Here is a 26,620-nt window from a genome sequence, read left to right as displayed (position 1 = left end):
TTTATTATCCCTCTCCGCTTCTCTCTTTTATCTCCACAATATCGCTAATAACTGTATTTATTTTCTCATTAAGTTGATTAATGTAAGGGATCACTATGTTCTGGTTCACAGACTCCGCAACTTTCTTTATGAACTCTATGAACTCTGGGTCATTCTTCAGCCGATCGACGATATCGCTCATATGAATTAATATGATCTTTCTCATAATAAATTTTTAACCATGTAGTCAACAAAATTTCTACTACGGAGATCTCACCTAGATTTTGCCATTCGTTCCACAGATTCATGTAAATTTGCTCATCGATGAGTTAAAGCTGATCCATGCGAACTGTTAACTTCGCGATCCTGTTGAGGGACTCACATCCATAGTTCAGTAAGGATCTTATAGTGAACTCTCTAGCAGGGAAAGCGTCGAAGCCTGGTTAAGGACGCATAACCTTGACTTCGTCCCTGTCTCTTCTCCGAATCACTCCGTCAGAGGCGTAACCCACATCTTCGCCGATGGCAAGAAATGGTGACGAATATTTAATCTTAATAAAACAATTTTAGAATAATTATAAAAATTTACACTAGTTTAAAACAAAGCTTAAATTTTACCAGTTTTAGCTTTTCCAGGTCCGAGGATGACATAAATGGTACCGATCTCAATCCTGCTTAACGTGGTACACGGCTTCTCCGCACTCATATACTTCGGTGGAGTCATGTTATTTGGCGCTGTCTTTGCGCCTAAACTGGCAAAACTGTCGAATTCCACGGTATTTGAGCTCATGAGGGATGTTTTCCCCTCAGTTCTGAGTTTCGCTGAGGCTGTAGGGTTGCTCACCATGGTTTTTGGCGCGGGAGAGTTCCTCTATTACATGCTCGAGTTCTATAGGTCAGGAGGAGTTGCTGAGGTTTATCACGTGTTGTTTTCGACACCCTGGGGGGCTAGCGTGTTCTCAGGAGCATTAATAGGACTGGTTGGGTTTCTGGTCGGCGTGAAGATTGCCTCTACCTTTGAGAGCTTGTTCAGGTTGTATAAGTCTGTGGATCCGTCTAAGATTGACGAGATCAAGATCTTGGAGACTAGGCTCAGGTTCTACTCATTGGTGGGAATGGTTTTACTTACCACAACGGTCCTTCTCATGGTACTTGCAGTCTCCTTTTTACCTCTACCGAGATAGTTTCGTGTGATCTTTGCGTGAATGTTTGGTGGTTAGGACGTTTTGGGTGGACAATAGGTAAGTTCACATGTTTTGATATGTCTACCTCGATGAGTGAAGAACACCATCTGGGATCAACGTAGGTTCATGTAAAGTAACTCAAAACTCCTGGTCTAGTCCTTAACGGATTGGTTATCGGGCACCTCGATGGAGAAAGGCGTGTATCATCAATTCCAAGGTCTTATTTATTCCTAGTTCAAAGTGAGCTTTGAGCTCACAGGAACTGGATGTTCGACTTCACATCATAATAGTGACGGACTAAGATAGTCGAAGGGCTTAGTTCACGACAACTTGAACCCCTAAAACTAGTGAAAGAAATATTTAACGCGATCCAATACTTCCTTTCATGTTAGGCAAAATAGATAGGAAGATATTCGACGAGGTGATCTATCCCCATCTTGGAAAGAGACTGGACGAGGTAATAGTTCCCCCTCTAACTGGGGTAGACACTGGCGCGATAGACTTGGGGGATAGGGTCCTCGTTGTCAAGACCGACCCTGTGTTCATTGTCCCTCAATTTGGGATGAAAAAGGCCTCCTGGTTTGCGGTTCACATCCTTGCGAGTGATGTTATGACCTCAGGTATTCCTCCCAGGTACGCCTTACTTGACCTTAACCTGCCACCCTCCATGACAGACGAGGAATTTAGGGAGATGTGGGTGGGAATACACGAGGCTTTGCTGGAGATTGGGGTAATGGTAGTGGGAGGTCACACAGGTAGGTATGAGGGCGTCAACTACCCCATGGTTGGCGGGTTTACCATGATGGGTATAGGGGAGAAGGAGAGACTTGGTCATCCCTCCAAGGTAAAACCTGGAGATTACGTCATAGTTACTAAGGGGCCTGCAATAGAGGCCACTGGCCTACTTGCGAATCTCTACCCCGAGTTTTTCAGGGAGAGAATGAGGGCTGACCTCTTCAAGGAGGCCCAGGACATGTATTGGAAGATGTCGTGCTGGAAGGATGGACTGATAGCGAGCCAGGTAGGGATTCACATGATGCACGACGCCACTGAGGGAGGTCTGTGGAACGCCCTCGTTGAGATCTCGGAGGTAACAGGAAAGAGGATAAGTGTTAACGGCGAAAGGCTCTTCATTAATCCAGCCGTAAGGGAGGTTACGAGGATTGTGGGGATCGACCCCTTCTCGTCAATAAGTGAGGGAACCATGGTCATTGTGACAGATAAGGAAAAGGTGAAGGAGGAGCTACTCAGAAACGGAATAGAGGCTGAGATAGTTGGGAGAGTGGAGAGCGGGGAAGGAGTATATGTTGATGGAAAGAGGATCGAGAAGCCCAGCGAGGATCCCTTCTGGAGGGCATTCTTCGACCTTGCCAACAAGAGATAACTTCCTCTTGGAGGGGGATTCGTGAGACTTTTGTGACAACGTGTCTATCGTGTATCCCTTAGCTCATAACATCACGATTAAAATTACGCTATAATGCCATGCTCCTCCGTCTCTATACGCTTCGCTAGTTCCTTCATCTGCTGTGGAACTGGGAAATCTTCTATACTACCGCTAAACTGAAAGAGCTCCTCGTTGAAGGGCATCAAGACTCCAATTCTACATTTTAGCTCATTTATTACTTTTCTTATAATATCTTCATGACTTTTTAGATCCTGTGGTTTAATCATGTTTATAATGAAACCCAGGATCTGCGTTTCCTGAGATTCTATGGCCTTGGCATACCTCAAGTTATCCTCAATGGTCTGAGTCAAACTATCTGATATAATTAGATATTTTAGCGGGATGGTAGGAAACAAAGATCTAAATTGCATATGTTCGTAAATGCTAATTTCGTCATTGGGCATGACCATGGGAGCATTATCAACTATAAAGTAGGAGTATTTCCTTCTGGTCAAAAACTCGTTGTAGTACTTCCATCCAAGATTCATCAAGTCCTTGTTCTTATGTATTTTCTCCAGATCTGGTCTAAACCTGGGCCCATCCCCAAAGTACTTTAGAACCGTGATACTCCCTTTCCCTACGGGGAATTCCCTGATAACGTCAACGTCCTTACTATCCGCAAGGCTGGCTACCAACCCGGACCCATTTATCCCAGCAAGGTAGGACGCATAACCCACAATGTCCCTATCCATGAGAAGTACATGATGTCCTTCAGATGCGAAGACCTTAGCGAGCGATATCGCAACAGTGGACTTTCCAACTCCACCCTTTGAGCTACGTATTGACAGCCTCATGAATTACCTTATTGATGTAAGTACTTAAATATTCTTTTTAAATTGGAAAGTAATGTAAGGGTTCTACTTTCAAATTAGCGTTAAACTGGAAGCATGTATGGTTTTAGTAATATCTACTCCAGAAATCCTGTGATTTACGTAGTTTTACAAACGTGTCTTTATTAATACCCTTATAGATAAGGGTACTTCCTTTTTTATGATGAAAGAGAGAGTTATTTGTGAGCATACATGTCCGTTCAGATAATTGAAAAGAAATGGTTGCCCTTAGAGGAATTGAAGAGGGAAAAGGTGGTAGGTAAATCCCTAGAAGTTCCAATAGGTGGCGCAACGTTCACTTTTGAGGTACCTGAAAACCCTATGGTTTACGTAAGTGAGACAGAAGGGGTTCTATACGTTAATGGTTCGGCTTATTGGGAATCTGAACTATATATCCTGGAAGATCTAAAGACGGAGTTCTTAGAACAGGTAGAGGAACTGGCACACGCAGTGGGTAGTAGCGTAAGTAAGGTTAGTGACGAGCCTGTGAGTCTGGATGAGGATAAGGAAGTGGAAAGGAGAAACTTCCACATAAGAGTCAATAATATGGATGTTGGGTTCTATTATGACCTTTTCAGGCCCAATGGACTAAGGAACGGGCTAATTAGAATAGTCCCATATATTAGGGACAAGAGTTTGGAACATTAATACTCCGTTAACGTTTAGCTGTTAGGTTACCACGGTGATGTAAGGTACAAAGGGAGTTTTTAAGTTCATAAGAGACTTGGCGGGATCTGTTTTATCTGGAGGCGCCAGTATAAGCAATCCTGAATACACAGCTCGCAATGATAAAGATAAAAATCTATACATAGTACCTGCTTTTTTCTCCTAACAAAATCCTTGCCCATCTTAACTGGAATCTCTAATGGCATGGGTTTAACCTTATCATCTCTTGGATCCTCATCACACGAATCTCCGCTTGTTTTGGGAGGTATTACCTTCAGTTACCTAAGGTGGGTGGATATTCTATGTGAGCGAGAGAGGCTTTCTCCTGTTGCTTAGCTCCTCGTAGTATAATCATTAAGCTCCCTTTCATGCTGAGGTTACTACTAACGAGAGTTAATGACGTTGGACATGTCCCCCAGGGTGAAAATACCCAGTTCATGATCTCATAGTTAATAATCTTCGATTCCAATTGGTACTTATGTATGTGGATCCCCACCTATGTATTGCCTGTAGGGGAGCCAAGTACCTTTGCGGTCTCGGTTATTGTCCTATCCTAGTTAAAAATCTCTCCATGAAGGTAAAGGTGGGGAAGATTGTCAACGGAGATTCTCCTCCCTCCGTCTTCGTGGGCAGGTTTGGTTATCCCAGGATTACCGTATATCCTTCAACTCCCCCAGAGTTTGGGGACACCTCCATTTACGAGGATCCTCGAGCCTGGTTAACCATGGACATCAACAGGTTCTTGGCCATGAGAATGTCTGTGGTACGAGGTGGTATTCAGTTCAAGGTTAGTGAGGCTAGGTCTCCTGGAAGGGAATTATACGACGTTCAGGTGGCCTCCCTCTCACCTAGGCCTGTGGAGATGGAGCTTAACCTGGAGGTCGTACCAAGGGGGAGAGTTCTGAGCGAGACAGTTCCCCCTCTCGGTCCCTCAGCTCCCCTGAAGAGGCTTAACCTGGGCACTTTACCTCCTCCCGAAAAGGTAGTGGAGAAAGTCTTTCAGGAGAGGGATATGAAAGCAGGAAAGGCAATAGAGAGGTTATACAGTGACGGCATTCCCGTGGAGAGGATAGCTCGCCTTCTCAGTGTGGGTAACCTAGGTGTGGAGAGGAAACTTGTTCCAACTAGATGGAGTATTACGGCAGTGGACAAAACCCTGTCAGACCTCCTTGTAAGGAAGATCAAGGAATACCCATCAATTGATCAGGTAGAGGTATACGTGAGGAAGTTCAGGCTTAACACCTTCGTGGCAATCCTGGTTCCAGGCGAGTGGGCATTTGAGTGGGGAGAGGCATGGTTCCCATCAACAACGTGGAACATGTGGGGGAGCTCGCCTCAGGTCGAAGTTGACTACGAGGAATATTTAGGGAGAAAAACCTACCCTGATATAGGGGGATGTTATTACTCCTCTAGGTTGGCTGTTGCCGAACACCTGGAAAGGAGAAGGAGACAGGCAATTCCGATCCTGTGGAGGGAGATCTATCCCGGTTTCTACTTCCCTGTTGGGGTATGGTTCGTCCGAGAAAACATCAGGGAATTGCTGAAGAGTGAGAGCATGAAGTTCGACACCGTTAATGACGCGTTGAAGTTCCTTGAGGGAGTACTCAAAGTAAGTCCTCACGAGTGGTCTAAACATTCGGGATTGATCCCCATGATAAGGTCGAGGTTGTTCCCATGATAAGGGAAATAGAGGTAAAGAGCGCTCTCACTAAATCTGGATTGAGGGAACTTGATTACTCCCTCAACCCATACCTTGGATGCAGATTTTCATGTAGTTATTGTTACGCTAGGTACTTCTCCCCAAGGGAAGTAGGGGAAAGGTGGGGAGAAGTGATTCTAGTAAAGAAAAACCTATTGGAGGTCCTCAGGAAGGAGGTCAAGGTAAAGAGGAAGGGCGTTGTGGGAATCTCTACCATAACGGATCCGTATCAGCCAGTCGAGAGAAACTTCAGATTAACCAGGGAGTCCTTGAAATTACTTTTAGAAGGTGGGTTCAGGGTTTCGATACAGACCAAGTCACCCCTAGTGCTGAGGGATCTCGACATACTCACCAGGTATAGGGAAAGAGTTGACGTGGGAGTGACCGTGACTACGATGAGCCCTGAGGAGGCTAGGCAGATTGAGCCACTAGCTCCTCTCCCCCAGGCTAGGATTGAGACCTTGAAGGAGTTGAAGGAGAACGGAGTGGAGGTCTGGATGTTTCTTGGTCCTGTGATACCGGGACACAACTTCTTTGGAGTGCTTGAGGAGGCTGGAAAAATTGGGGTTAGGGTGATATATGACGTCTTTAATTATTATCCAGGCCTTCCGTTCAGGTCTGTGTCCAAAAATACGTGGAAGCAACTTGAAGAACAGATCAGGAAAATGTGCGAAGAGCTAGGAGTCCAGTGTCACTCAGAGCAAGAAGACTGGATCTACGAAACAAAAAGAAGATATAATACGTTATTTTAGATATGGAGATTCTCTCTAGATAAATTAGGTCCTCGTTTTAATCGGTGAAGATGATGTTACCTATCAGAGCGTCTTATCTTTCTACAAAAATCATAATCGTTAGGAAACTCGTTTCTAATATATTCTATCGGATAATCACATATCACGACATCTCTCTTGGACACTCCGTCATTTTTGTTCCGCTTAAACCATCTCATGATTTAATGTTGAGACTAACTTTATTCAACATTTCCGTTTATAAAGTTTAGAAATATACTTCCTCATTATCATTAGGTCACTATGGAAACGATATTATCATGTGTTTATAAACCTCCAGATATAAAATATTACCATGAATGATCAGTTACCCCGTGAAGAGATTATTATTTTCCTTAAGAGGAATAATCGCGCGAATTTGAAAGCTATCGCTGATCACTTAGGAATGACGAAGATGGGAGCCTACAAGCATATGGTTAAACTTGAAGACGAGGGACTAGTATCAAGGAAAGTGACTAAAAAACCCATTGGGAGACCAGAGTATGTATTCGAACTAACAGATAAGGGCAAGCAATTTTTCCAGAATTCAGACTCATTAATTCTGAATGAATTATTGAATTTCTTAGAAAGGGAAGGTTACGGTAATATAGTAATAAAATTTCTACAAGAAAGAATTAGGCATCTGACGAAGGAATATATGGAGAAAATGAAGAACAAGGAGCTAGAGGAAAGGGTTGAGGTCTTAAGAGAGCTTAGATGCAGGGACGGATATATGGCTGAGGTGAAAAGAGTGGGAAATTCTTTCGAATTAATAGAGCTTAATTGTCCTATTTATAAAGTTGCATCTGTTTATGGAGAAGCATGCCAACTTGAAAGAAACCTCTTTGCCAAAGTTCTAGATGCTGAGGTGCAGAGCACTCATAGGCAGGTTATTGGTTCCCCGATGTGTAGATTCCTAGTATCTAAAAAAGGAGAAGCTATTATTGAGTAAATCTAGTATCTAAAAAAGGAGAAGCTATTATTGAGTAAATCTAGTATCTAAAAAAGGAGAAGCTATTATTGAGTAAATCTAGTATCTAAAAAAGGAGAAGCTATTATTGAGTAAATCTAGTATCTAAAAAAGGAGAAGCTATTATTGAGTAAATCTAGTATCTAAAAAAGGAGAAGCTATTATTGAGTAAATCTAGTATCTAAAAAAGGAGAAGCTATTATTGAGTAAATCTAGTATCTAAAAAAGGAGAAGCTATTATTGAGTAAATATTATAAAGTTATGGTTCGGTTACGTTTGTCTGAACCGGTACAGTCAGTGGTGGAATAATCGTAGAATAGCTCACCGAATACCCATTGGACTCAAGTAGAGATAGATCTAATTTAATGAAGCCAGGTGTGTAAAAGAAAGAGGAAGCATTAAAGTATTTCTGTTGGCTTAGTCCTGAGGAGAATATGCTGGTTACCGGAATTATAATTTTTATGTTATAATATTGGACATTAATGGGAGGAACAGCGATTTGTGGATTTAAGGTGTCATTAGCTGAACCGTAAATGGTTCCACTAAAACTTGAACCGCCAGACTGAGTGAAAGTAGCTTCCTCTTCGATATTTGCTACTAAACTAGAGATAATTAGAGTTTCATTACCTGGATTAGCTATAGCCATAGAGACATTAATTACTAACGGCTGGATTATCGAAACGTAGGGGAAGATCGAACCAGATGTAATGTTCATGTCGGTATGCCCATTTAGAGAAATAATGTTAAAGGTTCCATAAGCACCTAGCTGGATATAGTTACCGTTTAAGTCAAACGTCCCATCGATATTACCATCGAAGCTTGAGAAGGCCAAACTTGAACCTAGAAAATTACTTGTGGGAAAATCAATTTGTCCATTGGATAATGTACCGAATGTACCATCTCCATATCCTGCAGATAGAGAGAATGTCCCCTCCAATTCGCCATTAAATCCACTATATCCGTTTCCTTGTGGTCCGAAGAATCCATTATTAATAGTTCCGTCGAATTGTCCATTTAGTGCCACATAGCCAAGAGACGAAGAAGGTAACGTTATGTTTCCATTGAAAGTTCCCGAGATATAACCTGGTAGTATTGTTGTCAGCAAAAAATTATTCTGTACTGCAAATCCAACATCTGCATTTTCAATCTTTCCTGTAAAGGTACCATTATTTATTATACCATTTATACTATAATTGCCCGTAAGTTCGTTTAACTTACCATTTATATAACCCGTAAACTTACCATCAATTTTCGCAGATGAGACGCTTACATTATTAAAGTAAAATGTTCCTAAACCTGATAACTGAATACCCAATGCTGGTGGAGTGATGAAAAATAATGGTGGAATCAGTGTCAGATTAATGTTGTTGAAATTACCACTAAAATCTCCCCAGATTTCTAGGTTAGTCATAGAAATTGGGTCCGTTGATACATCAGATATCCATAACCCATTAGGGGAAAAGGAAAACCCTTGTACTAGCTTCATCGTTCCAGCGAAGTAACCCTGATTAACTGTAAGATTTGCGTCTCTAAACTGTCCTTGCATTTTACCTTCAAACGTAGGTTGAGGTTGAGTGAATGAGAAAGTGTTGGAGGGAACAAAATCAATCGGACCAAACCAAGATCCATTATAACTTGCGCTCTCACCATGACTCGCAATCAGTTCTCCATCAGTAAACGTGATACCGTTACCGCCATATTGCTTCAGGAAAGTTGAAAGTGATTCCGATGGCGGATTTAAACTGAATGAATTTGAACTGGTTCCAACTCGTGCCGACACAAAATTAGGCTCTTGTATTACATCGTAGCTAGATAGGCTGAGTGCTGCAATACCTATAGGTTCTCTTAGGGCCAGAGATGGAATGATGGTGACGGGAGATGCATAGAAAATGTTCCCATATTGAGTTACAATAGCTACATCTTGGGCTTCCTTTGGATCGAGTGGTACAGGGATCTCTATCGCCTTGTATCCTAGAAGGGACGAATTCACCTTTCCTAATGACACATTAAGATTCATGTGAAAGATTTTCCAACCGTTACTGTCAACCAGTAAAGACTTTATTAGAAGGGGAACAGGAGGATTTTGATCTGTTATGAAAACAATGTATGCTTTCCCAGTTCCGTTGTAAACAAAGTAAATAGGCTGTGCTGGGCCTCCGGTATTTGTTAATGTATCCACCTCAAAATCTTGGTATTGCTCTTGAGCAACAGATTTATATTGTGTAGCTGAGTTCACTGACTCGACTTGCGATGAAGGTAATCCTAGAATCAAAAATCCCACAGGGATCAAAACAGCCACCATTAATATCAAAATAATTAAGAAGCCTATAGCTTCAGATAATCCCTTACTTCTTAGCTTAACCATACGTAACCTACCTCCACATATTTATTTCCAAATTTCTGGAATAGGAGTACAACTCCATCATATTGAGATGGGAACGAAACATTGAAAATAGAATTTGCTGATGAGGCCCAAATTCTTACATTACCTTGATAGATTTCATTGCTCAGTGATGTGGAGTAGAACTTACCATATGCTGTGTTTCCTGGAGTACCGTTTACCAATGAATAGCCAATAGCTAACTGAGGACTAATGGAGGGATTTCCATAAAAAGACGGTTCAAAGTAGAACGCAGTTAGATATATTGTACCATTATAGTTGAAATTTGTTAAGCTAACCCCTATAGACTTATTTCCAGAAACTATGACAGACGGAGTTCTTTGTATGTAAAAACCACTGGCTGTATTTTCGGCTTCCCGCGCAATTCCTGCATTAACTGCCTGAGCCCCGTGTGTGTCCAACAATTTATTTCTCCCTCCAAATTTCCAATAGATTGTAGACCGTGAAGAAGGCCGAGAACCAGGATTCAAGGCTTCTCTTGCTCGCGTTCCACGGGAAGTGGAAGTCCATGGTCGAGAGCCTATGCTTCGCGGTTCTAAACACCTGCTCAACCCTGTTCCTAATCCCGAAGGTGACGTGCTCGTGGTCGACCCCCGCTATCGAGAGGAAGTTGTACGCGGGGAGGCCGTCGTGTATGTACTTGGCCCTCAGGAACTCTCCTCTCGTCCTTATCTCCACCTGCCTCACTCGCTTCACGAGGATAATCACGTCGAGGCCCGACCTGGCCTTCGTGATCATGAAGAACGGGATAACTCCCGTGTTGACGTCCCTCACGACCCACAGGTAGTACATCACCCCCTTCACCAGAAGTACCTTCGTCTCGTCCACCGCGTACTCCCCGGTCAAGGGGAGGTCGAGCGTCGTCCTCGTCGCTCTTCTCCAATAATAGTGAACCGTGCTCCTCGGGACCCTGAACCTCCTGAGGGATAGTCCAAGGAAATAACTAGCTAACGCTTCCGCCAACTCCTGAAGGGACCAGAACCGGGGCTTAAGGTTATTAAGTTGGAGAAGGTAGATCATTACCTGGGTCAGGACGGGAAGAGGTACGCTCCTCTTCACGTCTGCTCACGTGATAGACCCGTCCTGACCCTTAAATATTATTTTGTCTAATTTAGCAATATTGTTGGACACACACTGAGCCCCAAGATAAAACGAGGCAAGTGTGAACACGCTGATTGCGAGTATCAAAGTTATCACTACTAAGATAAACGAGGTTATTGGGTTATTCATGGAGAACCTACAAATATATACCCATTTATATTTTAAAAATCTTACTCATTATCTTATAACGGCGTTATTAGCCACCAAAAGGGCATAAAGGCATTAATTGCATAATATGTAAAATATTAATCTATAGGGTGTAATAATATATAAATTTTAAAGAATCTATAAAATCCATAATATTTATCTTTTTACTTAGTAATATAATTCTTATATAACAGGATCAAAGCCCTCTTTTAATTCTTTTATTATTAATAGTTTTCTAAAAATTTATACAGAATCCATCTATCCATTGCCTAAAGATAAAGCTTGAATATCTCTCCATCCAGCCTCTGTAGTCTACATTAATAGTAAGTGTGCCCTCGCCAATATGAAATTTTAGTCTACCCGAACCCAATTGATTACTAAATACTAACGTAAATGAATAGATGATTTCATTTGGCGGCGAATATATATATTGCCATAAACCTTATACCTTAGCAGAGAATATTTTGCAGTTATATTGAATGAATTTCCATGGATCTCATAGTCTTGAGTTGATCTAAATATTTTAGGAATGATGAACGCTGGATCGGAAAGTATGACTTTTAAAATACTGGTCGGTTTAGATGTCGAAAATACTCTTTCGAGTTTCATCTAGCTCACCTAAAAGTCATAACCAATAGAATGATAAAGGTATTTAATTAAAATGTTAAAAAAACTTTTGCTTTGATTTACCTTTTTATCTCTACATCTCATACTAACAGGGAGTGAACCATCGAGGGTAATACTAAGGCTACTTGCCCCAATGATGTTAGGAGATCTCCCAGTAGAGTCAACAGTGATTGCAGTATCGAATCCAATAATGATCCAACAGAACCAAGAAGAGATCCAAGCAGGCCTGCATTAGCAGTTGCCAGAGCCCCTGATATACCAGATAATGTGCCTCCTAGGGTCGATAGAAGACCGCCTAGAAGACCAACTAGGCCTTGCAATAGTCCGTCTAGGGTGTTTCCTAGGGACCCCAAAAGGGACCCCAGTAGACCATATATTTCCGTGGATGGATTTATGGGTAGAACGAACATGTTTTATCTACCTTTCAATTAGCTAAGAAATATTTTTATCTTTCTCTAGAAAATATCAAACGAGTTCGTGATCTAAGTTATCTATTTATAGAGATGACTTTAGATGGATTGAACAATTTTAGATAAGAACTGGAGATACAATGAACTTTTTAACAATGTGTAATTATATAGAACAACAATTGGTATATGTCTTTTACTAAATTCTCTATAAGTCTATAAAATAACGAGAAAACTTAATTTATACTTTAGAATATTTAATAATATATAATTTATATTAAATGAATTTTATTCATTTAATATAAAATGATATTAAGGTTCGATGTGCACAGAAAATATGTTTGCACACCTGATCGTTTCTCCAACAATAATTGTGATAGGAGGATCTAATCCCATAGCAATTAGGTCCAGTTCTCTCACCTTACCTATCTTCATTTTCTCTTCCTCCATGGAGCCCTTGGAGATCACAGCAACAGGCTCATCTTCAGATCTCACCTTCAGAAGTTCTCCTTTTAGTTTACTGATTACTTTTCCACCCATAACAATAACTAATGTCCCCTTTCTAGGAATAGCATTGAAGTCAACTAGGTTTCCGTCCTTGGATATAGCGGTTATCACGGTAAACAGTGGAGTATCTGGGGAAGTGAGCGGAATCCCTGCACCAGAGGCTACTCCAGTCGAGCTAGATACACCAGGAACTACCTCGCAACTAACTCCCAACTTGAATAGTTCGGAACATATTTCGATACTTCCACCGAACACAAGGGGATCTCCGTTCTTTAACCAAGCAATAGTCTTCCCCATCTTACTCGCCTCAGTTATGAACTGAACCACATCATCTATCGTGGTAATCGATATGCCCCTAAAGCTCCTGCACATCTCGTCCAGGATGAGCCTATCGCAGAGCACTATATCTGCTGATTGGGCAATTCTGTACCCCCTTAAGGTTAGGAGGTCAGGATTTCCTGGGCCTGCTCCAATGAGATATACCTTCAATCCAAAGTCGCCCTTAGTTTTGATGGAGTCATAAGGTCAGATGTTCTGGGATTGTTCTTCAGATATTCTATGATTCTTTTATTTCCCAACTTTCTGAGGAACTGACCCATTCCCTCTCCATTACCATGAGTCGAGTAAAGCTCGAATAGCGCGTCAGTTACATCCGCCAACCTGTTTCCAGGTACATGAGTAAGGTATACATCCCCTGTATCTGGATCAATTAGGGGATTCCCCTGGAATCTCCCAGACGAATCGCCTCCAACCTTGAGCATGTACAGATTATATCCAGTCCCTACCCATCCTAAGGTCTTGGTCCCAGGCCTGGAACACTGAGCTAGACATCCTGAAACACCTATGGTTTCCTTCAGGTCCCCCCATCTCCTCTCGAGCTCCCCAATTAACCTTGGGAGAAATCTCTCGCTGTCAGTATACGATAGCTTGCAGGTGGGGAAGCCAACACATGCAGTAGCGTGCATCCTTAGGTTAGTCGGCTTTTTCAGAAAGCTTGACATAAAGACTTCAAATCCCCTAAGATCATCTATATCAGTCACAATGAGATGTTGGTTTGGCGTGATGAAAATCTTGGCATCTGGGTAACTCCTCACCATCTCTAGGAGTCCAGTCTTATACTTGGAATCTTCCCTATCTATTACTCTACCGTTTTCCACAAATATTCCGTAAGCCTCTACCTCTGTTCTAATAGGCCCCAGGTGAAGCATTCTATCCCCCACGTCTAGATCCAAGGGAGGCTCGGGATCTAAACCTGATTCCCTAATCTTTTCCCTCAACCACTCTATCCCCATTTTGTAGACTAGGTACTTCATTCTCGCCCAATGCCTGTTTTTCCTATCACCCCACTCCTGTTGAATGTTCACTAGAACGTCCAGGGCCCTCACCAATTCCTCTTGGTTAAATACCCCCAGAGGCTTTCCGAGAGTGGAAAAAGTAGAGAATCCCTGGTTCTCCCCCTGTCCCCCTCCTACGTATAGCTGAAAGAGCTTTCCATTCACCGGAACAATACCTATGTCATTAGTGGTCGCTTCTACGCAGTTGTCCCTCACTACCTTTCCCTCCATCAAATGGAGGGCAGAGATCGCAATCTTGAACTTCCTATTGAGAAGACTTGCCGAGTAACGGAATCTCTCCTCATGCACAATTGAAGTATCTAGCTCAAAGACCTGGATATATGGTCCAGTGGGCAACCTAAAGTAGCTGGCTATTTCCTTTGCGAGAGAATTGGAGTTAAATACTGAGGAAAAGAAGGATAGGGGACAGGCCACAACGTTTCTAACGTTATCCCCGCAACCATTTAGGGTGAAAAATCCAGATCTAACTATATCTTGAATTGCGTTGAGCAGGTCTCTCTTCTTAACATGATGGAGTTGAATATCCTGCCTCGTGGTGAGCCTTAATGAGGGTTTAGGGTCCTCTGTGTATGCATCAGATATCGTATATCTGTTGCTTATCTCATCTAGGATTTCCCACTGTTTCGCCGTTATTGGTCCTCCGCCCGGGATTACTATCCTTATCATGTAGATGTAGTCCTTCTCTCTGGTCTCCCTGAACTTATCCCTGTTGAACTCAAGGTATATTCCACATGACTTGGCTATAATCGAGGTTTCATAGCTCAACTCGTCCTTCTCGTCCTTCAATTCGTGGACGACCGAGTCAGGAATCTCGGTAAATCCCCTTGTTTTATACTTGATTTTCTCTTCCTCACTCCACCTATCCGGGGAAGTCCTAAACTCAGGCTCTATTAGCCTATCCCTTAATATCATAACCCACAACTCTCATTATCTATAAAAAAGATACCTTTACGTGCAATTTTTGCACTGCAAATTTTGCATATATCGCTAGATTTTAAGTTTTTCATCTTTCAATTAGCCTATGTCTAGATTCAAGGAAGAGGAGATAGCCGTGCTTTCTCGCGAAATGGAGACCATGAGTGCAGAACGCATCATAGGGTGGGCAGTAGAGAACTTTCAGGACAGGTTAGCAATAGCCTCTAGCTTTCAGGTGGAGGATATGGTAATCTTAGACATAGCCTCAAGGTACGGGAAAGTTAGGGTTTTCACCATAGACACGGGAAGGCTACCTCAGGAGACCTACGATCTTATCGATGTAGTCAGGGAAAGATATGGGATCAAAGTGGAGGTATTTTTCCCTAAACCTGAGGATGTAGAGAAGATGGTAAGGGAGCATGGGGTAAATCTGTTTTACAATAGCGTGAAGCTCAGGCAAATGTGCTGCTGGAATAGGAAGGTGAAGCCACTTAAGAGGGCCCTTGAGGGGATAGACGCGTGGATGACTGGTTTAAGAAGAGAACAGTGGGAGACTAGGAGTTCTGTGAGGAAGATTGAAGTGGACACAATTCACGGAAATATCGTCAAGATCAATCCGCTTGCGGACTGGACTTGGGAACAGGTGTGGAAATACGTAAAAGAGAAAGACGTACCATATAACGCCCTTTATAATAAGGGCTACATGAGTATAGGCTGCCTTCCATGTACAAGACCGGTCAGGCCTGGAGAGCATCCCAGGGCTGGAAGGTGGTGGTGGGAGCAAGGGAACAAGGAATGCGGGATTCATGTCGGAGGCGAGTGAGATGGTCGCATCTCCATATGGGGGTAGGCTAATTCAGAACGTGATAGAGGAGCCGCACGAGGATCTTCCGATGCTGGAAATTGGGAGAAGGTATGCATTGGATGCTGAAAAGATAGGTATTGGGGCATACTCTCCCCTGGAAGGTTTCATGGGATCCTCTGATTTAGAGAACGTGCTTTATAAAAACGAGCTAAATAATGGCCTGCCGTGGACGATACCTATAATTCTTCCAGTCATGGCTCCTCCAGAGGAGGGGGAGAGGGTATATCTCAACCTTAATGGGAACAGGTTTGGATTCCTTGAGGTCGAGGAAGTATTTCGTTTTAACAAGAAGGAGATAGCGGAGAAGGTATACTCAACCCTTTCTCCTGAACATCCGGGGGTAGCTCAGGTAATGAGTGAACCAGAAACGGCAGTCTCGGGCAAGGTGTGGATATTTAGAAGGGTTAGTAGAGATAAGACTCCTGCTGAAACTAGGGAGATCTTCAAGAAACTAGGATGGAGGGATGTTGCCGGTTACCAAACCAGAAATCCGCCTCATAGGGCACACGAGTATGTGATAAGGGTTGCCATGGAGTTTGTAGATGGAGTCTTTATTCATCCAGTGGTGGGGGAACTAAAGAATGACGACTTTCCACCAGAGGCAATTGTGGAGGCATATGACTACTTTGTGAAAAATTACCTCCCCAAGAACAGAGCTCTCCTGGACACTCTGACAATACCCATGAGATATGCTGGCCCAAAGGCCGCAGTATTCTACGCCATCATAAGGAGAAACTACGGCTGCACCCATTTCGTGGTGGGCAGGGATATGGCAGGTGTAGGCAACTTTTACGATCCCTATGGGGCACAGAAAATGTTAAGGGAGATGGATTTGGGAGTGGAGATAATACCTGTAGGAGAAGCATTTTATTGTGACATCTGCGAGGGAATTGTGAGTGAAAGGAGCTGCGACCATAACGCTCGCAAGAAGATATCCATGACTCTCATAAGAAAACTACTAAGTCAGGGCGAAGAGCCTCCAAGGGAAATCATTAGGCCACAGATAGCTTCCATACTAAAAAGATATTACAAAAATACTGAAAGCCTCGCCTCTTCGAGGCGAGGATGATATTCGCAATATTTTAAAACATGAATAGAAATTTTTCATCATGCCACGGGCTCGAGAGCGAGCCACCCGCGAGGGTAGTTCCATCACGGAGATGACCTTAACGCTTAGGATGAAGCTCAGCTCCGCGGCCCTCGGGCCTGTGGCTGATCGTTATATGGGGGCAAAGAGACGTTCTTCAATGGATCCACGAGAATAAGAAGACGTTCTTGAAGGACGTCCACCGTGGAGTGTACAGGGCAATAAGGGAGAAGTTTCAGTTGCCTTCGAAGCTTGCGCAGAACTGCTATCGCGACGCGATCTCCCTTTACAAGGGATGGGAGAGGAACCGAGGACAGGGAGATTCCCCGTGATGCAAAGCGTGTTGCTGTGGTTGACTCGAGGGGCTAGTTACGACGTCGATTTCGAGAAGATGACCGCGATGGTTCTAAGACATGAGGTCAAGGTAGTCGGGTAAAGGAACTTATGCGAGTACAGGGACTTCAAGGTGAGGGAGGCCAGGCTCGTGAAGAGACACGAGTGGTACCTCAACGTAGTGATGAAGAGGTAGATTCAAAACACGCAAGCCAAAGTCGTCGTAGCCGTGGACTCAACATGGACTTCATCACCGTCGGTAACAATGCACAAGTTGTTGAAATACCCACGCGTCTTCACGAGGCTCTTCACCACAGGAAACTCGTTGGGCGCCTGCAGAGAAACGCGAGGAGGTGGTGGCAGAACCCGAGGATACTCAACAGGATCAGGGGTTACCACACGAAGGGAAAGAGAATTCTCACGGACTTCGCCCGAAAGGTCGGGAAGTGGATCGTCGACGTTGCCGAGACGTTAGGCGCGAACTACATCGTCCTTGAGGACCTCAACAAGATGGTCTGCGCGTGAAGTCGTTGAAGAGGAGTAGGGACAAGTTGTACCTCATGCAGTATGCTCGCCTTCAGTACTGGGTCGAGTAGCAGGCGAGAAAGCGTGGCCTCAACGTGATTTGCGTGGATCCAGCTCAGTCGTCCACGACGTGCCCCAGGTGCGGACACGCGATGAAGGAGACTGGACACCGCACCCTCAAATGCCCTCAATGCAGTTTTGAGGTTCATCGTGATCATGTGGCGGTGTACAAGCTATGTGGGAGGGGTTCTCTGAGCCTCTCGACTGCCCCTCAGATGAGAGATGTAGTCCCGAATCGATGAGGGGAACCCTCGCCCTTTGGGGGAAGTCAGATGAGATAATAGTTATTTTGTTAGATTGTTAGAATGGCTACGATTACGGAGCTTAAGGATACTACCTGTTAATGCGTAATAGCGATTCCAAGTTTATCTTCTAAATTAGATTCTCTGACGCAGTGCGAGGATTCCAGATATTAAGAGAAGAATGAAAGAGATAATTCCTATAAAACCTGCTATTAATGAAAACACCGAAGCCAGAATAAGAAGTATGCCTGCGGTGGTTTCGTCTGAAATTAGCGAGCCCACGACGCCCAGTGCGAACGGTATTACTAGGAAAAAGGCCATTCCGGGCATCATTCCAAACCCCATCATACCTCCGAACATCATGGCAGGAGCGTATCGTGGGTAGAAGAAGAGTGGAGTTACAATTGCCATGACTAGCAACATGGAACCTATTAGTCCTAGAATTTGATAGGTCTCCATTTTTACGTCACCACGATCTCCCCGTACATTCCCATTTCGGCGTGACCAGGATACTCGCATACATAGTAATAGGTTCCAGGTTGAAGGGACACGCTGAAACTTGACTCATAAGCTTGCCCATCATTGTAATTCGCGTAGGGGATCATTGGCGTCATTCCCATCACATTCATTCTAATATACATCATGGAATAGTAGGGATATGGAGGAGGTACTGGAGTTATGGCTAGGTTATGAAAATCTCCGGCATCTAGGTTTATGAGCTCTATGTTCAGGACTGACCTACCTGGCATAATTAAGGTAGGATTGATTAGTCCATCTATAACAAAGACGTTGTCCTGAGCATGGGCTGAGAGAGGTGCTGTATAATTGGTTAAATTGAATGCCCTTTGGTGTCCCATGGATAAGACAACTAGGTTGATCTGGGTTGAGTAGAATACTATTGTGTCGTTTTGTGGGAATACTCTGGCATATGGTTGGACGCTCCTTATTGCTTGCACTGCTTGAGGGATGGAGGTAGATCCAAGATATCCGTAAGCGTATCCCTCATGATATCCCATCATGCGATATCCACCCATCATTCCTCCCATCATCCCTTGTGAACCTTGAGGACCGTACCCCATCATGGATAGTTGTCCGTTATAGTACGCGACAGATTGCTGAGAGTAGTAATTGGGAAGGTAAATATTAGCGTACGTGTATGTGACTATACCGACCACCGCTATTATTCCAATAATTAAAATTACAAGAACTCTCTTCATGTGTATTATTTTAGTAAGGAAGTTATTAAGTATGGTATGTGCATTTACATGCAATTATGTGATGGTCAATGATAGGGAATGACGTAATCTCCCTTATATCTTAAAGGCCTCCTGTTAAGGCCTCCTGTTATAGTAGGAGTAATCTTGATAATATTATTATAAAGTGTGTAGAGAATCTAGTACGAAGTATTTACTTATACATGGGAAAGAAAATTAAAATGCACGTTAGTCTCCATCAGTAGTATTTCGCGTCAACGAGAGAGGTGATCATTTCAATGCTAATCAAAAAGCTGAATTTTGTGCCCGGACACTCTCTCCGAGAGTTACATAATTTTATAACACATGTTTATTAGATAATGATATATACATCATTTAATGGGAATACTGCCACCATTCAGGAGGGATCCAACGTTCTATCCATCCCCAAGGATGGCCATGAACTCTCCCCCAGAGGATTTGGCATACGTGGCATCACTTTACACGGGTACTGGTATTAACAGGCCAGATTTTCTAGCTGTAGTAGATGTTAATCCGAAATCCGAAACTTACTCTAGGATTGTGGGTAAAGTGGAAATGCCTAATCTCAACGATGAGCTCCACCATTTCGGCTGGAACGCGTGTAGTTCCTCTCTCTGTCCCAACGGCAGGACAGACTTGGAAAGAAGGTTCCTAATAGTGCCAGGTCTGAGATCGTCAAGAATTCATGTCATAGACACAAAGGATAATCCCAGACAGCCCAAGATAGTAAAGGTTGTGGAACCGTCAGAGGTTAGTAAAGTAACAGGCTACACGAGGCTTCACACCGTACACTGCGGTCCAGATGGTATTTACATAAGCGCATTCGGGAACGAGATAGGTGAAGGGCCTGGAGGAATACTTTTACTAGATCATTTCACCTTTGAACCCCTGGGAAAGTGGGAGATAAACAGAGGAGACCAATACTTCGCGTATGATTTTTGGTGGAATCTCCCCAATGAGGTCATGGTCACCAGCGAATGGGCAGTTCCGAACACCATCGAGGATGGCCTAAGGTTGGAACATCTGGAGAAGGGCTACGGAAACAGAATTCACTTCTGGGACTTACGGAGAAGGAAAAGGGTAAGTTCCATAACCTTGGGGGAAGAAAACAGAATGGCATTGGAACTAAGACCTCTCCACGATCCCACAAAGTTGATGGGTTTCATTAACATGGTTGTAAGCCTTAAGGATTTAAGTAGTTCCATATGGCTTTGGTATTTTGAAGATGGAAAGTGGAACGCCGAGAAGGTGATAGAGATTCCCGCTGAACCTGGTGAAGGATTACCCGAGATAATTAAGCAGTTTAAGGTTGTACCGCCTCTCGTGACCGATATCGATCTATCCCTTGACGATAAGTTCCTTTACGTAAGTATGTGGGGCATAGGAGAGGTTAGGCAATATGACGTTAGTGACCCATTTAGACCTAGACTCGCAGGAAAAGTTAGGCTAGGGGGAATTCTTCATAGGGCCGATCATCCCTCAGGTTTCAGGTTAACTGGTGGACCGCAGATGCTCGAGGTAAGTAGGGATGGAAGAAGGATATACGTGACTAATTCCCTATATAGCACATGGGACAATCAGTTCTACCCTGAAGGGTTGAAGGGCTGGATGGTAAAGATAAATTCAAGTCAAGACGGTGGACTAGAAGTTGACAAGGAATTTTTAGTGGATTTCGGAGAAGCTAGGGCACACCAGGTGAGGCTTAAGGGTGGAGACGCTTCCTCTGATTCCTATTGTTATTCTTAGTCTAGTGGAGGGGATGGATCCACACAGGGGTATTCTTTTTTCATTGTTCTTCAGGTCCTTCGGAAGGGGAAAGCTGGCATTTGCACTGCCTCCTCTCGTGACCTTACTTTACTACTCGATGGGTATGCCACTACTAGTAATACCACTAAATACAAATATTATAAAATATATTATCATTTACCTACTTATTGTTCACGCGTTTTTAAAGGTTATCATGGGAAGGTTTCTGCACTACTCTGGAAGCTTCAGGCCATCAATATTAGAGCTAAGCAAGTGGACAATTATTAACTCAATAACGCAAATGAGCTTCATACTACCCATGGGTATTTACGCGGTGAATGTCATTGACATGATAATTTTTCTAATGATTTCGGTTGTAGTTAAGGAAATGGTGACAGTTCTGTGCTGTAGGAGTTCTAGGGTACTGCTGATGATTACGTCATATAACTTCGACTACATTTATATTATAGGTATATCGAGCTTGATTACTGCAATATTATTAAATACATTTTCTTGAAACTTGATTAAAGTTTCCAAAATCTCGTCATGTCGTCATGGTAATACATCATGGGTCTGAAATTAAGTTTGCATCTCTTTTCTCGTAACCCTCATTTACGATTTTTAGGTAGGCAAATCACCGGTTCGTCTAGGATGCCACAATTGACCTGAGGTAGCCCTCTGTCTTTTTATTCCTACTTCTCAACACATCTGGCATGAATAAGGAAGTGGGAAGAAACGCGGAGAGGGAACTTGTCTCAATTTTCAGGGAGGCCGGATTTAACGCGGTGAGGATACCCACCTCCAACTCTTCGAGTAATCCCCTACCCGACCTATTTGCAACGAAGGGAAACCTACTGGTGGCAGTGGAGGCTAAGAGCACGTGGGAGAACAAGGTTAAGGTGAGATCTCTTCAAGTCGAGAAATTACTTAACTTTTTAGCAATGTTTCCCATGAAGGGTATTCCCATCATTGCCGTAAAATTCAAGGGAATAAGGGAATGGAGATATGTCGTGGTGGAGAAGGCAGGTGACGTAGTGGTGGACATTATAAATTCGAGACCAATAGAGGAAATCCTTAACATGTCCTTCCCTAGGGAAGTCTCAAGCCATATACAGGAAGAGATTCAAGCCTAGCCATTCGCTTGGAGGGCACGTCTGTCCTTACAACCTCAGCTCCTCTCTAGGCGAGACTCAAACTTGTTGCGCATTCCATGCATTTCTAACGTCAATGCATTATCATCTTGATAGTCCCATCTAGGCCGTACTAGGTTAAGGCCCTTTTCTGTATGGTGTAAAGTACGTCGTGGAGGGTGATGACACCATCTACCTTCTTTCCCCTCATCACTACTACGCAGTCAAGTTTGTTCTTAACAATCAAAGACAATAAGTCCAGGCAGTCTTCATTGCCCGTCACCGTGAGTATATTTGTGCTCATGATCTCCCTGACTGGTACGTCATGCCCCGTGGAAAGAGCCCTCTCTATCCTCTCCCTAGAGAGGCTCCCAATTACCCCCTTCTCCCCCATAACCAAGGCGATAGACTTGTTCTCCCTTTTCATACGCTCTAGTACGTTAGAGGCTAAAGTGACCTCCTTCACCATAATAGGCTTAGTAATCCTCACGTAGCTAACTTCAGAGGACATAGATAGTTATCGTAATATTTGATTAAAGCCATTTCCCACTCTATTTGCGTAAAAACTAAACGAAGAACAAATTCAACAAATGAAACTCCTTTAAATAGTTGTATAAGGTTCTCATTATAGAAAAAGACATATAGAACTATAATGATAGTTACTGAATTCTATAACGGGGTTTATTGATTCATATAAAAATTCTGCTATTTAAGAGTAATCTATGATACTGAGTTAGTGTGTGTATGATCTGAATTCACTCTTGATAGATTATATATTTGCTTCACAAAATTTCGCCCAAATGATCTGATTCACAAAATCACTTCACGCCACGCGGTTCGCGTGGACCTCCCCCACAAGGAAGTCGGCCTTCCTTCTCATGTGGTGATAGAGCCAGAACTTCTGGAAGGCAGCCAGGCCCTGGAAGACGCCCCTCGCCCCTATCCCGTCTGAACATCCTCTTGATCGCGGATATCACGATCTCGACCCTCCACCTCTTGCCGTAACCCCTTTTCCTGCTCCAGTAGTGTGACTCCCCATACTCGAGAGATTGTCCCTCCTCTGCGGGTTCGTCTTATCGGCGTTGGCCGACTTCTTCGGCGGAATCACGACCTCAGGGACGAGGTCGTGGATCGCGTTTAAGTCTAGGCCTTGTCACCGTAAAACTTCGCGAGTGTCCACCTTCCTCGCATCCTTGATAGCCTCCTCACGGAATCAAGCTCGGAGTTCTCAACCTCAGCCTTTACGAAAGGACTTAGCGTCAATGTGACGACCTTCAGGAACCTCCCCCTCCACACTTGTCCTTATGTGCTCCCTGCTCCGCTTATTCCCATCGCTCACGAGCTCAATCTCTTTCTCGTCTCGAAATTCAGTGGCTTCCTCAACCTCAGGTCTGTAATCGAGGTAGACCGGTATCCCCATCCCGTGGAGCGCCCTATCCCCTCTCCCCTATACGTGAACGCGTAAAGGAAGGTGAGGAACTCGTTGACGGGCGCCCTATACGGCCTCGTCTTCCCGTCCTGTCCTCCTCAAGAAGTACCAGTGCTCAAACATGTGAGGGGAATAATCTCGTACTGGTCATGAGTTTCGTACTTCGCACAATCCCTGGTGTATCTCCTTATTCTCAGGGGAGATTCGTGGATATTATGTGGTCTCAAGGTTGACCTCGAGAAACTCCACAATCTAGAGATAACGAAATATCAAGCAATATTTGCAAGAACCGCCTCGACGCTTCGTCTCAAGCTTACGAGAATCCAGTTTCACTCTCGATCCGACCTGTAGTTGGAAAGGTTTCCACTAAGGATCTTACTCAAGACCACCAGTGACGCTATTCCTATGGCGCAACCCGTGTCTAGCCCCAGAACCGAAAGCGTGAAGCTCTTGGTTAAATAGAGAATAATACCAATGAAGACTGGAGCTATCATGGTACCTACCTGGGAAACCGCGTTCGCGTAACCTATTGACGTTGCAGCACTTCCGCTCCCAGCTATTTTCATGATGAGGGAATCGGTGGGAGGTCTATATGAGAACGAGAATATGCCCAGAAGGAGTGCCTCTCCTATCACCGCTATCTCAGGGGAAAACACTATGGAAAGGCTTATGATGATGAATCCAACCAAACTGAGGAAGATCAAGTTTATGTCACCTATCCTCTTGACAGCCTTCTCCACTGAGATTATTCCTACCAGCTGACCTAAACCAAATAGTCCGAGGAAGAGCGTTGAAAGTGTTGAGGGAAAGTGCCTGTATAACACGAGCATGGAGAAAATCCAGGTGGTAGTTCCCCATGTGGCCCAGAGCTCACCAAGGCGAAGAAGCGTGGCCAGGAAGATTTCCCTTCTAAGTATTACCCTAAAGGATCTCCTTATCTCACTGGACTCGATCTTCATTCTGAGGGACAGGGTCAGCCCTGCAAATACCAGGAACATCGCCGTCATCCCTAGGAAGAAAAATCTCCAGAAGTTCAGAAGGAGACCTGCCACTAGACTTAGGACCAGTATGGTGATTGGAGATGCCGTCTCAAGTAGTGCCACGTAAAAGGTTAGTCTTTCATCCTTACTGTGAAGGATAGACACAATTTTCATGGCAGAGGGAAAGATAGCTGAAGCAATAAGCCCCTCCACGAGGTAGACGCCTAGCAGAATCGGATAACTCAGATAGAAGAAGAGGAAGAGATTCAAGATTGCGAGCGGGAAGGAGGCGATTAGCATGGCCTTGACTGGGCCCACTTTGTCAATCATTAGCCCCCAAGGAACAGAGGAAGCAACGTAGCCCACATAGAAGAACGTGGCAACGAGCCCCATCTGCACAGGATTAAGGTGAAGGAGAGCCGAAATGGGTACCACGATGATCCCCCAGCTTAATCTTACCGTGAGTTGCAGGAAAGTTCCAAACCATCCCACCGCCGTCCCTTTCATAACCATTGAGATAATACAGAATAATTAAAAGATTGTCTTAGGACGTCTAAACGAGGGGCTAAACTGGTCAAGGTCGCCAATTCAGTTGTTAAAGCATGAGGATCTCGAAGATTGAGAGGACGTAGGCTATTTTACTTAGCGCTTCTGATACTGAGGAAGCAGATCTTAAGGGATCATGTTGGCAGTGAGGAAAGATACTCCTTGATATTGACCATTTTCGCCGTAATAACCAAGGATGCAAGATAGCTAAATCTACCCGCTCTAGGAAGGTATTGAAGAGAGTCCTCAACAAAAGCACTGGCAGTCTCGCCTCTATGCGGGTAGGAAGTCAGTCGTCTTTTCCCCGTTCAACTTCCCTGAGCCCTACACATACTTCGTTCAGCGAGTATATCCTGGATCTAGTATCGCCTAAACATGGTTCCACGCTAAGCAGTTCTGCATCTCTCAATATCCTTAAAGCCTCCCTTAAGGTCCTATCTGGCATGTACGTCTCAGTTTTTAACTCCTGGAAAGTGGCCTTTCCCTTCATCTCGAGTACCTTATACACTAACTTTGCGGAGCATGGAAGATCCTCTATTCTGGGCATATGTCTCGTTAATATAGCAACCTTTTAACTTTTCTTTCCAAACGTGTAATAGGCTATCCCAAAACAATTTCAATTTGTAGTTGATTTTACGACATGGCGTAATCTTTTAAGCCTTCTAGCAATACTAGCTTGATAGAGCATGAATCAGCTTCTTCAGCTACTATTGATGTCAGTACTAGTGGCATACTCCATTTTCCTCACATTCCCCATAGCGTTTAAGGGTTTGTCTCCAAGAGGAGTTCAACTGTTAACCGGAGTGGGACTTGGGATACTTATCTACTTAATTATGGACATTTTCTCCGGAACATATCCTTTGGCTGAGGGTAACATTTCCCTTTCCCTTCTACTAGTAATGCCCTTTGTGCTCTCGTATCTCGGATTCCATTTTTACTCAAACTTGAGACTTGGGAAAACAACGGAGGAGAGTTACGCTAGAACCCTATCCCTTGTCATCTCGTTAGGAATAGGTCTGCAGAACTTCACCGAAGGGCTAGCGATCGGTGGATCCCTAAGAATAGGATTAAGTTCGGTGGTAATACCACTAGTGACAGGGTTAACGTTGCAGAACGTTACAGAGGGTTTTCCAATCCTCTCTCCCTTCCTGAGGAGCGGTAAGGTAAATTACTCCTACCTCTTCGCCATGTATATTCTAGGGGGGACACCAACTCTTGTGGGGTCGATGTTGTCGTATTTCGTGGCATCTATACCTCTAGTAATAGTTTTCAACTCCTTAGCTCTTGGAGGGATACTCTTCGTCAGTCTGGAAATGTACAAGGGTATAGTGAGGCATGGAAATGTCTCTGGGAAGAACCTGGCAGAGTTGGGATTGGCTCTAGGTATAATCCTGGCATTTCTCGTTAACCTTCTTCCATAACTGAGACTTTAAGTTAGGCGAG

31 protein-coding genes and 1 pseudogene are annotated in these 26,620 nt (G+C 43.8%); 15 read left to right on the top strand and 17 right to left on the bottom strand.

The window, feature by feature from the left end; translation table 11 throughout:
• Positions 1-4 precede the first annotated feature (4 nt).
• Positions 5-181 carry a hypothetical protein gene (locus ACI49J_RS06785; protein ID WP_193453375.1) on the bottom strand — a complete coding sequence of 59 codons (177 nt, stop codon included), beginning with the start codon at positions 179-181 and terminating at the stop codon, positions 5-7.
• A gap of 451 nt (positions 182-632) precedes the next feature.
• On the opposite strand from ACI49J_RS06785, the gene ACI49J_RS06780 reads away from it, so the two are divergent.
• A complete protein-coding gene (locus ACI49J_RS06780) occupies positions 633-1,163 on the top strand; it encodes a hypothetical protein (protein ID WP_193453374.1) in 531 nt (176 codons plus the stop codon).
• Positions 1,164-1,548: 385 nt separating this feature from the next.
• Complete coding sequence (locus ACI49J_RS06775) at positions 1,549-2,547, top strand: AIR synthase family protein (RefSeq protein WP_193453373.1); 999 nt, start codon at positions 1,549-1,551, stop codon at positions 2,545-2,547.
• 83 nt (positions 2,548-2,630) lie between these two features.
• Here ACI49J_RS06775 and ACI49J_RS06770 read toward each other — a convergent pair whose 3' ends face one another.
• Entirely contained in the window at positions 2,631-3,401 is a 771-nt protein-coding gene (locus ACI49J_RS06770; RefSeq protein WP_193453372.1) for a P-loop NTPase, read from the bottom strand.
• Between the two features lie 228 nt (positions 3,402-3,629).
• Here ACI49J_RS06770 and ACI49J_RS06765 point away from each other — a divergent pair, with 228 nt between their 5' ends.
• The 4 genes from ACI49J_RS06765 (at position 3,630) to ACI49J_RS06750 (ending at position 7,521) form a co-directional block, all read left to right on the top strand.
• A complete protein-coding gene (locus tag ACI49J_RS06765; protein ID WP_193453371.1) occupies positions 3,630-4,085 on the top strand; it encodes a hypothetical protein in 456 nt (151 codons plus the stop codon).
• A gap of 496 nt (positions 4,086-4,581) precedes the next feature.
• Positions 4,582-5,781, top strand: a complete 1,200-nt coding sequence (locus ACI49J_RS06760; RefSeq protein ID WP_193453370.1) for an Nre family DNA repair protein — start codon at positions 4,582-4,584, stop codon at positions 5,779-5,781.
• Positions 5,778-6,554 carry a radical SAM protein gene (locus tag ACI49J_RS06755; protein WP_193453369.1) on the top strand — a complete coding sequence of 259 codons (777 nt, stop codon included), beginning with the start codon at positions 5,778-5,780 and terminating at the stop codon, positions 6,552-6,554. Before ACI49J_RS06760 ends, ACI49J_RS06755 begins: the two co-directional genes overlap by 4 nt.
• A gap of 331 nt (positions 6,555-6,885) precedes the next feature.
• A complete protein-coding gene (locus ACI49J_RS06750; protein ID WP_193453368.1) occupies positions 6,886-7,521 on the top strand; it encodes a metalloregulator ArsR/SmtB family transcription factor in 636 nt (211 codons plus the stop codon).
• 277 nt (positions 7,522-7,798) lie between these two features.
• On the opposite strand, the gene ACI49J_RS06745 is transcribed toward ACI49J_RS06750, so the two are convergent.
• The 8 genes from ACI49J_RS06745 to ACI49J_RS06710 all read right to left on the bottom strand — a co-directional run bounded on the left by ACI49J_RS06745 (position 7,799) and on the right by ACI49J_RS06710 (position 14,996).
• Positions 7,799-9,904, bottom strand: coding sequence for an AsmA-like C-terminal region-containing protein (locus ACI49J_RS06745; RefSeq protein ID WP_240254657.1), 2,106 nt, complete (start codon positions 9,902-9,904; stop codon positions 7,799-7,801).
• Entirely contained in the window at positions 9,892-10,344 is a 453-nt protein-coding gene (locus ACI49J_RS06740; protein WP_342813338.1) for a hypothetical protein, read from the bottom strand. The genes ACI49J_RS06745 and ACI49J_RS06740 overlap by 13 nt, the downstream gene beginning before the upstream one ends.
• A gap of 1 nt (position 10,345) precedes the next feature.
• On the bottom strand, positions 10,346-10,999 hold the full coding sequence (locus tag ACI49J_RS06735; protein WP_011182870.1) for an IS6-like element ISSte1 family transposase: 654 nt from the start codon (positions 10,997-10,999) through the stop codon (positions 10,346-10,348).
• A 424-nt stretch (positions 11,000-11,423) separates the two neighbouring features.
• Positions 11,424-11,558, bottom strand: a complete 135-nt coding sequence (locus tag ACI49J_RS06730; protein WP_404802730.1) for an STK_08120 family protein — start codon at positions 11,556-11,558, stop codon at positions 11,424-11,426.
• A 14-nt stretch (positions 11,559-11,572) separates the two neighbouring features.
• Positions 11,573-11,797 (bottom strand): STK_08120 family protein, encoded by a 225-nt coding sequence (locus tag ACI49J_RS06725; protein WP_193453365.1) that lies wholly within the window; start codon positions 11,795-11,797, stop codon positions 11,573-11,575.
• A gap of 98 nt (positions 11,798-11,895) precedes the next feature.
• Positions 11,896-12,225, bottom strand: coding sequence for a hypothetical protein (locus ACI49J_RS06720; RefSeq protein ID WP_193453364.1), 330 nt, complete (start codon positions 12,223-12,225; stop codon positions 11,896-11,898).
• A 309-nt stretch (positions 12,226-12,534) separates the two neighbouring features.
• Entirely contained in the window at positions 12,535-13,218 is a 684-nt protein-coding gene (locus ACI49J_RS06715; RefSeq protein ID WP_240254659.1) for a uroporphyrinogen-III C-methyltransferase, read from the bottom strand.
• Positions 13,215-14,996 (bottom strand): nitrite/sulfite reductase, encoded by a 1,782-nt coding sequence (locus ACI49J_RS06710; protein WP_240254661.1) that lies wholly within the window; start codon positions 14,994-14,996, stop codon positions 13,215-13,217. Before ACI49J_RS06710 ends, ACI49J_RS06715 begins: the two co-directional genes overlap by 4 nt.
• Before the next feature lie 109 nt (positions 14,997-15,105).
• Between ACI49J_RS06710 and ACI49J_RS06705 the strand changes: the two genes are divergently transcribed.
• The 5 genes from ACI49J_RS06705 to ACI49J_RS06685 all read left to right on the top strand — a co-directional run bounded on the left by ACI49J_RS06705 (position 15,106) and on the right by ACI49J_RS06685 (position 18,111).
• Entirely contained in the window at positions 15,106-15,822 is a 717-nt protein-coding gene (locus ACI49J_RS06705) for a phosphoadenylyl-sulfate reductase (protein ID WP_012020920.1), read from the top strand.
• Position 15,823: 1 nt separating this feature from the next.
• The gene (locus ACI49J_RS06700) at positions 15,824-16,933 is read left to right on the top strand and encodes a sulfate adenylyltransferase (RefSeq protein ID WP_012020921.1); all 1,110 of its coding nucleotides are present in this window, start codon (positions 15,824-15,826) and stop codon (positions 16,931-16,933) included.
• A gap of 206 nt (positions 16,934-17,139) precedes the next feature.
• A complete protein-coding gene (locus ACI49J_RS06695; protein ID WP_155464932.1) occupies positions 17,140-17,283 on the top strand; it encodes a hypothetical protein in 144 nt (47 codons plus the stop codon).
• Positions 17,284-17,524: 241 nt separating this feature from the next.
• A complete protein-coding gene (locus ACI49J_RS06690) occupies positions 17,525-17,809 on the top strand; it encodes an IS200/IS605 family element transposase accessory protein TnpB (protein WP_048806954.1) in 285 nt (94 codons plus the stop codon).
• A gap of 95 nt (positions 17,810-17,904) precedes the next feature.
• A complete protein-coding gene (locus tag ACI49J_RS06685; RefSeq protein ID WP_225938861.1) occupies positions 17,905-18,111 on the top strand; it encodes a zinc ribbon domain-containing protein in 207 nt (68 codons plus the stop codon).
• Between the two features lie 135 nt (positions 18,112-18,246).
• Here the strand turns inward: ACI49J_RS06685 and ACI49J_RS06680 are convergent, their stop codons facing one another.
• Both ACI49J_RS06680 and ACI49J_RS06675 read right to left on the bottom strand, forming a co-directional pair.
• Positions 18,247-18,570 (bottom strand): hypothetical protein, encoded by a 324-nt coding sequence (locus tag ACI49J_RS06680; RefSeq protein ID WP_012020922.1) that lies wholly within the window; start codon positions 18,568-18,570, stop codon positions 18,247-18,249.
• Positions 18,571-18,572: 2 nt separating this feature from the next.
• Entirely contained in the window at positions 18,573-19,334 is a 762-nt protein-coding gene (locus tag ACI49J_RS06675) for a plastocyanin/azurin family copper-binding protein (RefSeq protein ID WP_144418836.1), read from the bottom strand.
• 369 nt (positions 19,335-19,703) lie between these two features.
• Between ACI49J_RS06675 and ACI49J_RS06670 the strand changes: the two genes are divergently transcribed.
• From ACI49J_RS06670 to hjc, 3 genes are all read left to right on the top strand, one after another.
• Positions 19,704-21,092: a selenium-binding family protein gene (locus ACI49J_RS06670; RefSeq protein ID WP_012020924.1), complete on the top strand. Its 1,389-nt coding sequence runs from the start codon at positions 19,704-19,706 to the stop codon at positions 21,090-21,092.
• Complete coding sequence (locus ACI49J_RS06665) at positions 21,055-21,609, top strand: hypothetical protein (protein WP_053094450.1); 555 nt, start codon at positions 21,055-21,057, stop codon at positions 21,607-21,609. The genes ACI49J_RS06670 and ACI49J_RS06665 overlap by 38 nt, the downstream gene beginning before the upstream one ends.
• Before the next feature lie 196 nt (positions 21,610-21,805).
• Entirely contained in the window at positions 21,806-22,225 is a 420-nt protein-coding gene (hjc, locus tag ACI49J_RS06660) for a Holliday junction resolvase Hjc (RefSeq protein WP_012020926.1), read from the top strand.
• 130 nt (positions 22,226-22,355) lie between these two features.
• Here hjc and ACI49J_RS06655 read toward each other — a convergent pair whose 3' ends face one another.
• From ACI49J_RS06655 to ACI49J_RS06635, 5 genes and pseudogenes are all read right to left on the bottom strand, one after another.
• On the bottom strand, positions 22,356-22,733 hold the full coding sequence (locus tag ACI49J_RS06655; protein ID WP_012020927.1) for a CBS domain-containing protein: 378 nt from the start codon (positions 22,731-22,733) through the stop codon (positions 22,356-22,358).
• Between the two features lie 439 nt (positions 22,734-23,172).
• A pseudogene (locus ACI49J_RS06650) lies at positions 23,173-23,280 on the bottom strand (IS5/IS1182 family transposase); the annotation flags it as partial.
• Between the two features lie 176 nt (positions 23,281-23,456).
• Complete coding sequence (locus ACI49J_RS06645) at positions 23,457-23,642, bottom strand: hypothetical protein (RefSeq protein WP_144418751.1); 186 nt, start codon at positions 23,640-23,642, stop codon at positions 23,457-23,459.
• A gap of 338 nt (positions 23,643-23,980) precedes the next feature.
• Positions 23,981-25,144 (bottom strand): MFS transporter, encoded by a 1,164-nt coding sequence (locus tag ACI49J_RS06640; protein WP_012020928.1) that lies wholly within the window; start codon positions 25,142-25,144, stop codon positions 23,981-23,983.
• Between the two features lie 322 nt (positions 25,145-25,466).
• Complete coding sequence (locus tag ACI49J_RS06635) at positions 25,467-25,724, bottom strand: hypothetical protein (protein WP_012020929.1); 258 nt, start codon at positions 25,722-25,724, stop codon at positions 25,467-25,469.
• A gap of 139 nt (positions 25,725-25,863) precedes the next feature.
• Here ACI49J_RS06635 and ACI49J_RS06630 point away from each other — a divergent pair, with 139 nt between their 5' ends.
• Positions 25,864-26,598, top strand: coding sequence for a ZIP family metal transporter (locus ACI49J_RS06630; protein ID WP_012020930.1), 735 nt, complete (start codon positions 25,864-25,866; stop codon positions 26,596-26,598).
• Positions 26,599-26,620: the final 22 nt, after the last annotated feature.

Origin of the sequence: Metallosphaera sp. D4-4 (assembly GCF_046245145.1) — an archaeon.
GTDB lineage: Archaea > Thermoproteota > Thermoprotei_A > Sulfolobales > Sulfolobaceae > Metallosphaera > Metallosphaera sedula.
The sequence above is the reverse complement of the archived record's forward strand: the minus strand, read 5'-3'. Positions and strand labels throughout refer to the sequence as shown.

Coding starts and splice junctions, on each gene's coding strand:
- ACI49J_RS06760 (WP_193453370.1), top strand. CDS start 4,582: ATGTATGTGGATCCCCACCTATGTATTGCCTGTAGGGGAGCCAAGTAC.
- ACI49J_RS06630 (WP_012020930.1), top strand. CDS start 25,864: ATGAATCAGCTTCTTCAGCTACTATTGATGTCAGTACTAGTGGCATAC.
- ACI49J_RS06765 (WP_193453371.1), top strand. CDS start 3,630: ATGTCCGTTCAGATAATTGAAAAGAAATGGTTGCCCTTAGAGGAATTG.
- ACI49J_RS06700 (WP_012020921.1), top strand. CDS start 15,824: ATGGTCGCATCTCCATATGGGGGTAGGCTAATTCAGAACGTGATAGAG.
- hjc (WP_012020926.1), top strand. CDS start 21,806: ATGAATAAGGAAGTGGGAAGAAACGCGGAGAGGGAACTTGTCTCAATT.
- ACI49J_RS06770 (WP_193453372.1), bottom strand. CDS start 3,401: ATGAGGCTGTCAATACGTAGCTCAAAGGGTGGAGTTGGAAAGTCCACT.
- ACI49J_RS06780 (WP_193453374.1), top strand. CDS start 633: ATGGTACCGATCTCAATCCTGCTTAACGTGGTACACGGCTTCTCCGCA.
- ACI49J_RS06745 (WP_240254657.1), bottom strand. CDS start 9,904: ATGGTTAAGCTAAGAAGTAAGGGATTATCTGAAGCTATAGGCTTCTTA.
- ACI49J_RS06655 (WP_012020927.1), bottom strand. CDS start 22,733: ATGTCCTCTGAAGTTAGCTACGTGAGGATTACTAAGCCTATTATGGTG.
- ACI49J_RS06710 (WP_240254661.1), bottom strand. CDS start 14,996: ATGATATTAAGGGATAGGCTAATAGAGCCTGAGTTTAGGACTTCCCCG.
- ACI49J_RS06705 (WP_012020920.1), top strand. CDS start 15,106: ATGTCTAGATTCAAGGAAGAGGAGATAGCCGTGCTTTCTCGCGAAATG.
- ACI49J_RS06720 (WP_193453364.1), bottom strand. CDS start 12,225: ATGTTCGTTCTACCCATAAATCCATCCACGGAAATATATGGTCTACTG.
- ACI49J_RS06690 (WP_048806954.1), top strand. CDS start 17,525: ATGGACTTCATCACCGTCGGTAACAATGCACAAGTTGTTGAAATACCC.
- ACI49J_RS06645 (WP_144418751.1), bottom strand. CDS start 23,642: ATGGGGATACCGGTCTACCTCGATTACAGACCTGAGGTTGAGGAAGCC.
- ACI49J_RS06640 (WP_012020928.1), bottom strand. CDS start 25,144: ATGGTTATGAAAGGGACGGCGGTGGGATGGTTTGGAACTTTCCTGCAA.
- ACI49J_RS06635 (WP_012020929.1), bottom strand. CDS start 25,724: ATGCCCAGAATAGAGGATCTTCCATGCTCCGCAAAGTTAGTGTATAAG.
- ACI49J_RS06785 (WP_193453375.1), bottom strand. CDS start 181: ATGAGCGATATCGTCGATCGGCTGAAGAATGACCCAGAGTTCATAGAG.
- ACI49J_RS06755 (WP_193453369.1), top strand. CDS start 5,778: ATGATAAGGGAAATAGAGGTAAAGAGCGCTCTCACTAAATCTGGATTG.
- ACI49J_RS06670 (WP_012020924.1), top strand. CDS start 19,704: ATGGGAATACTGCCACCATTCAGGAGGGATCCAACGTTCTATCCATCC.
- ACI49J_RS06750 (WP_193453368.1), top strand. CDS start 6,886: ATGAATGATCAGTTACCCCGTGAAGAGATTATTATTTTCCTTAAGAGG.
- ACI49J_RS06775 (WP_193453373.1), top strand. CDS start 1,549: ATGTTAGGCAAAATAGATAGGAAGATATTCGACGAGGTGATCTATCCC.
- ACI49J_RS06725 (WP_193453365.1), bottom strand. CDS start 11,797: ATGAAACTCGAAAGAGTATTTTCGACATCTAAACCGACCAGTATTTTA.
- ACI49J_RS06680 (WP_012020922.1), bottom strand. CDS start 18,570: ATGGAGACCTATCAAATTCTAGGACTAATAGGTTCCATGTTGCTAGTC.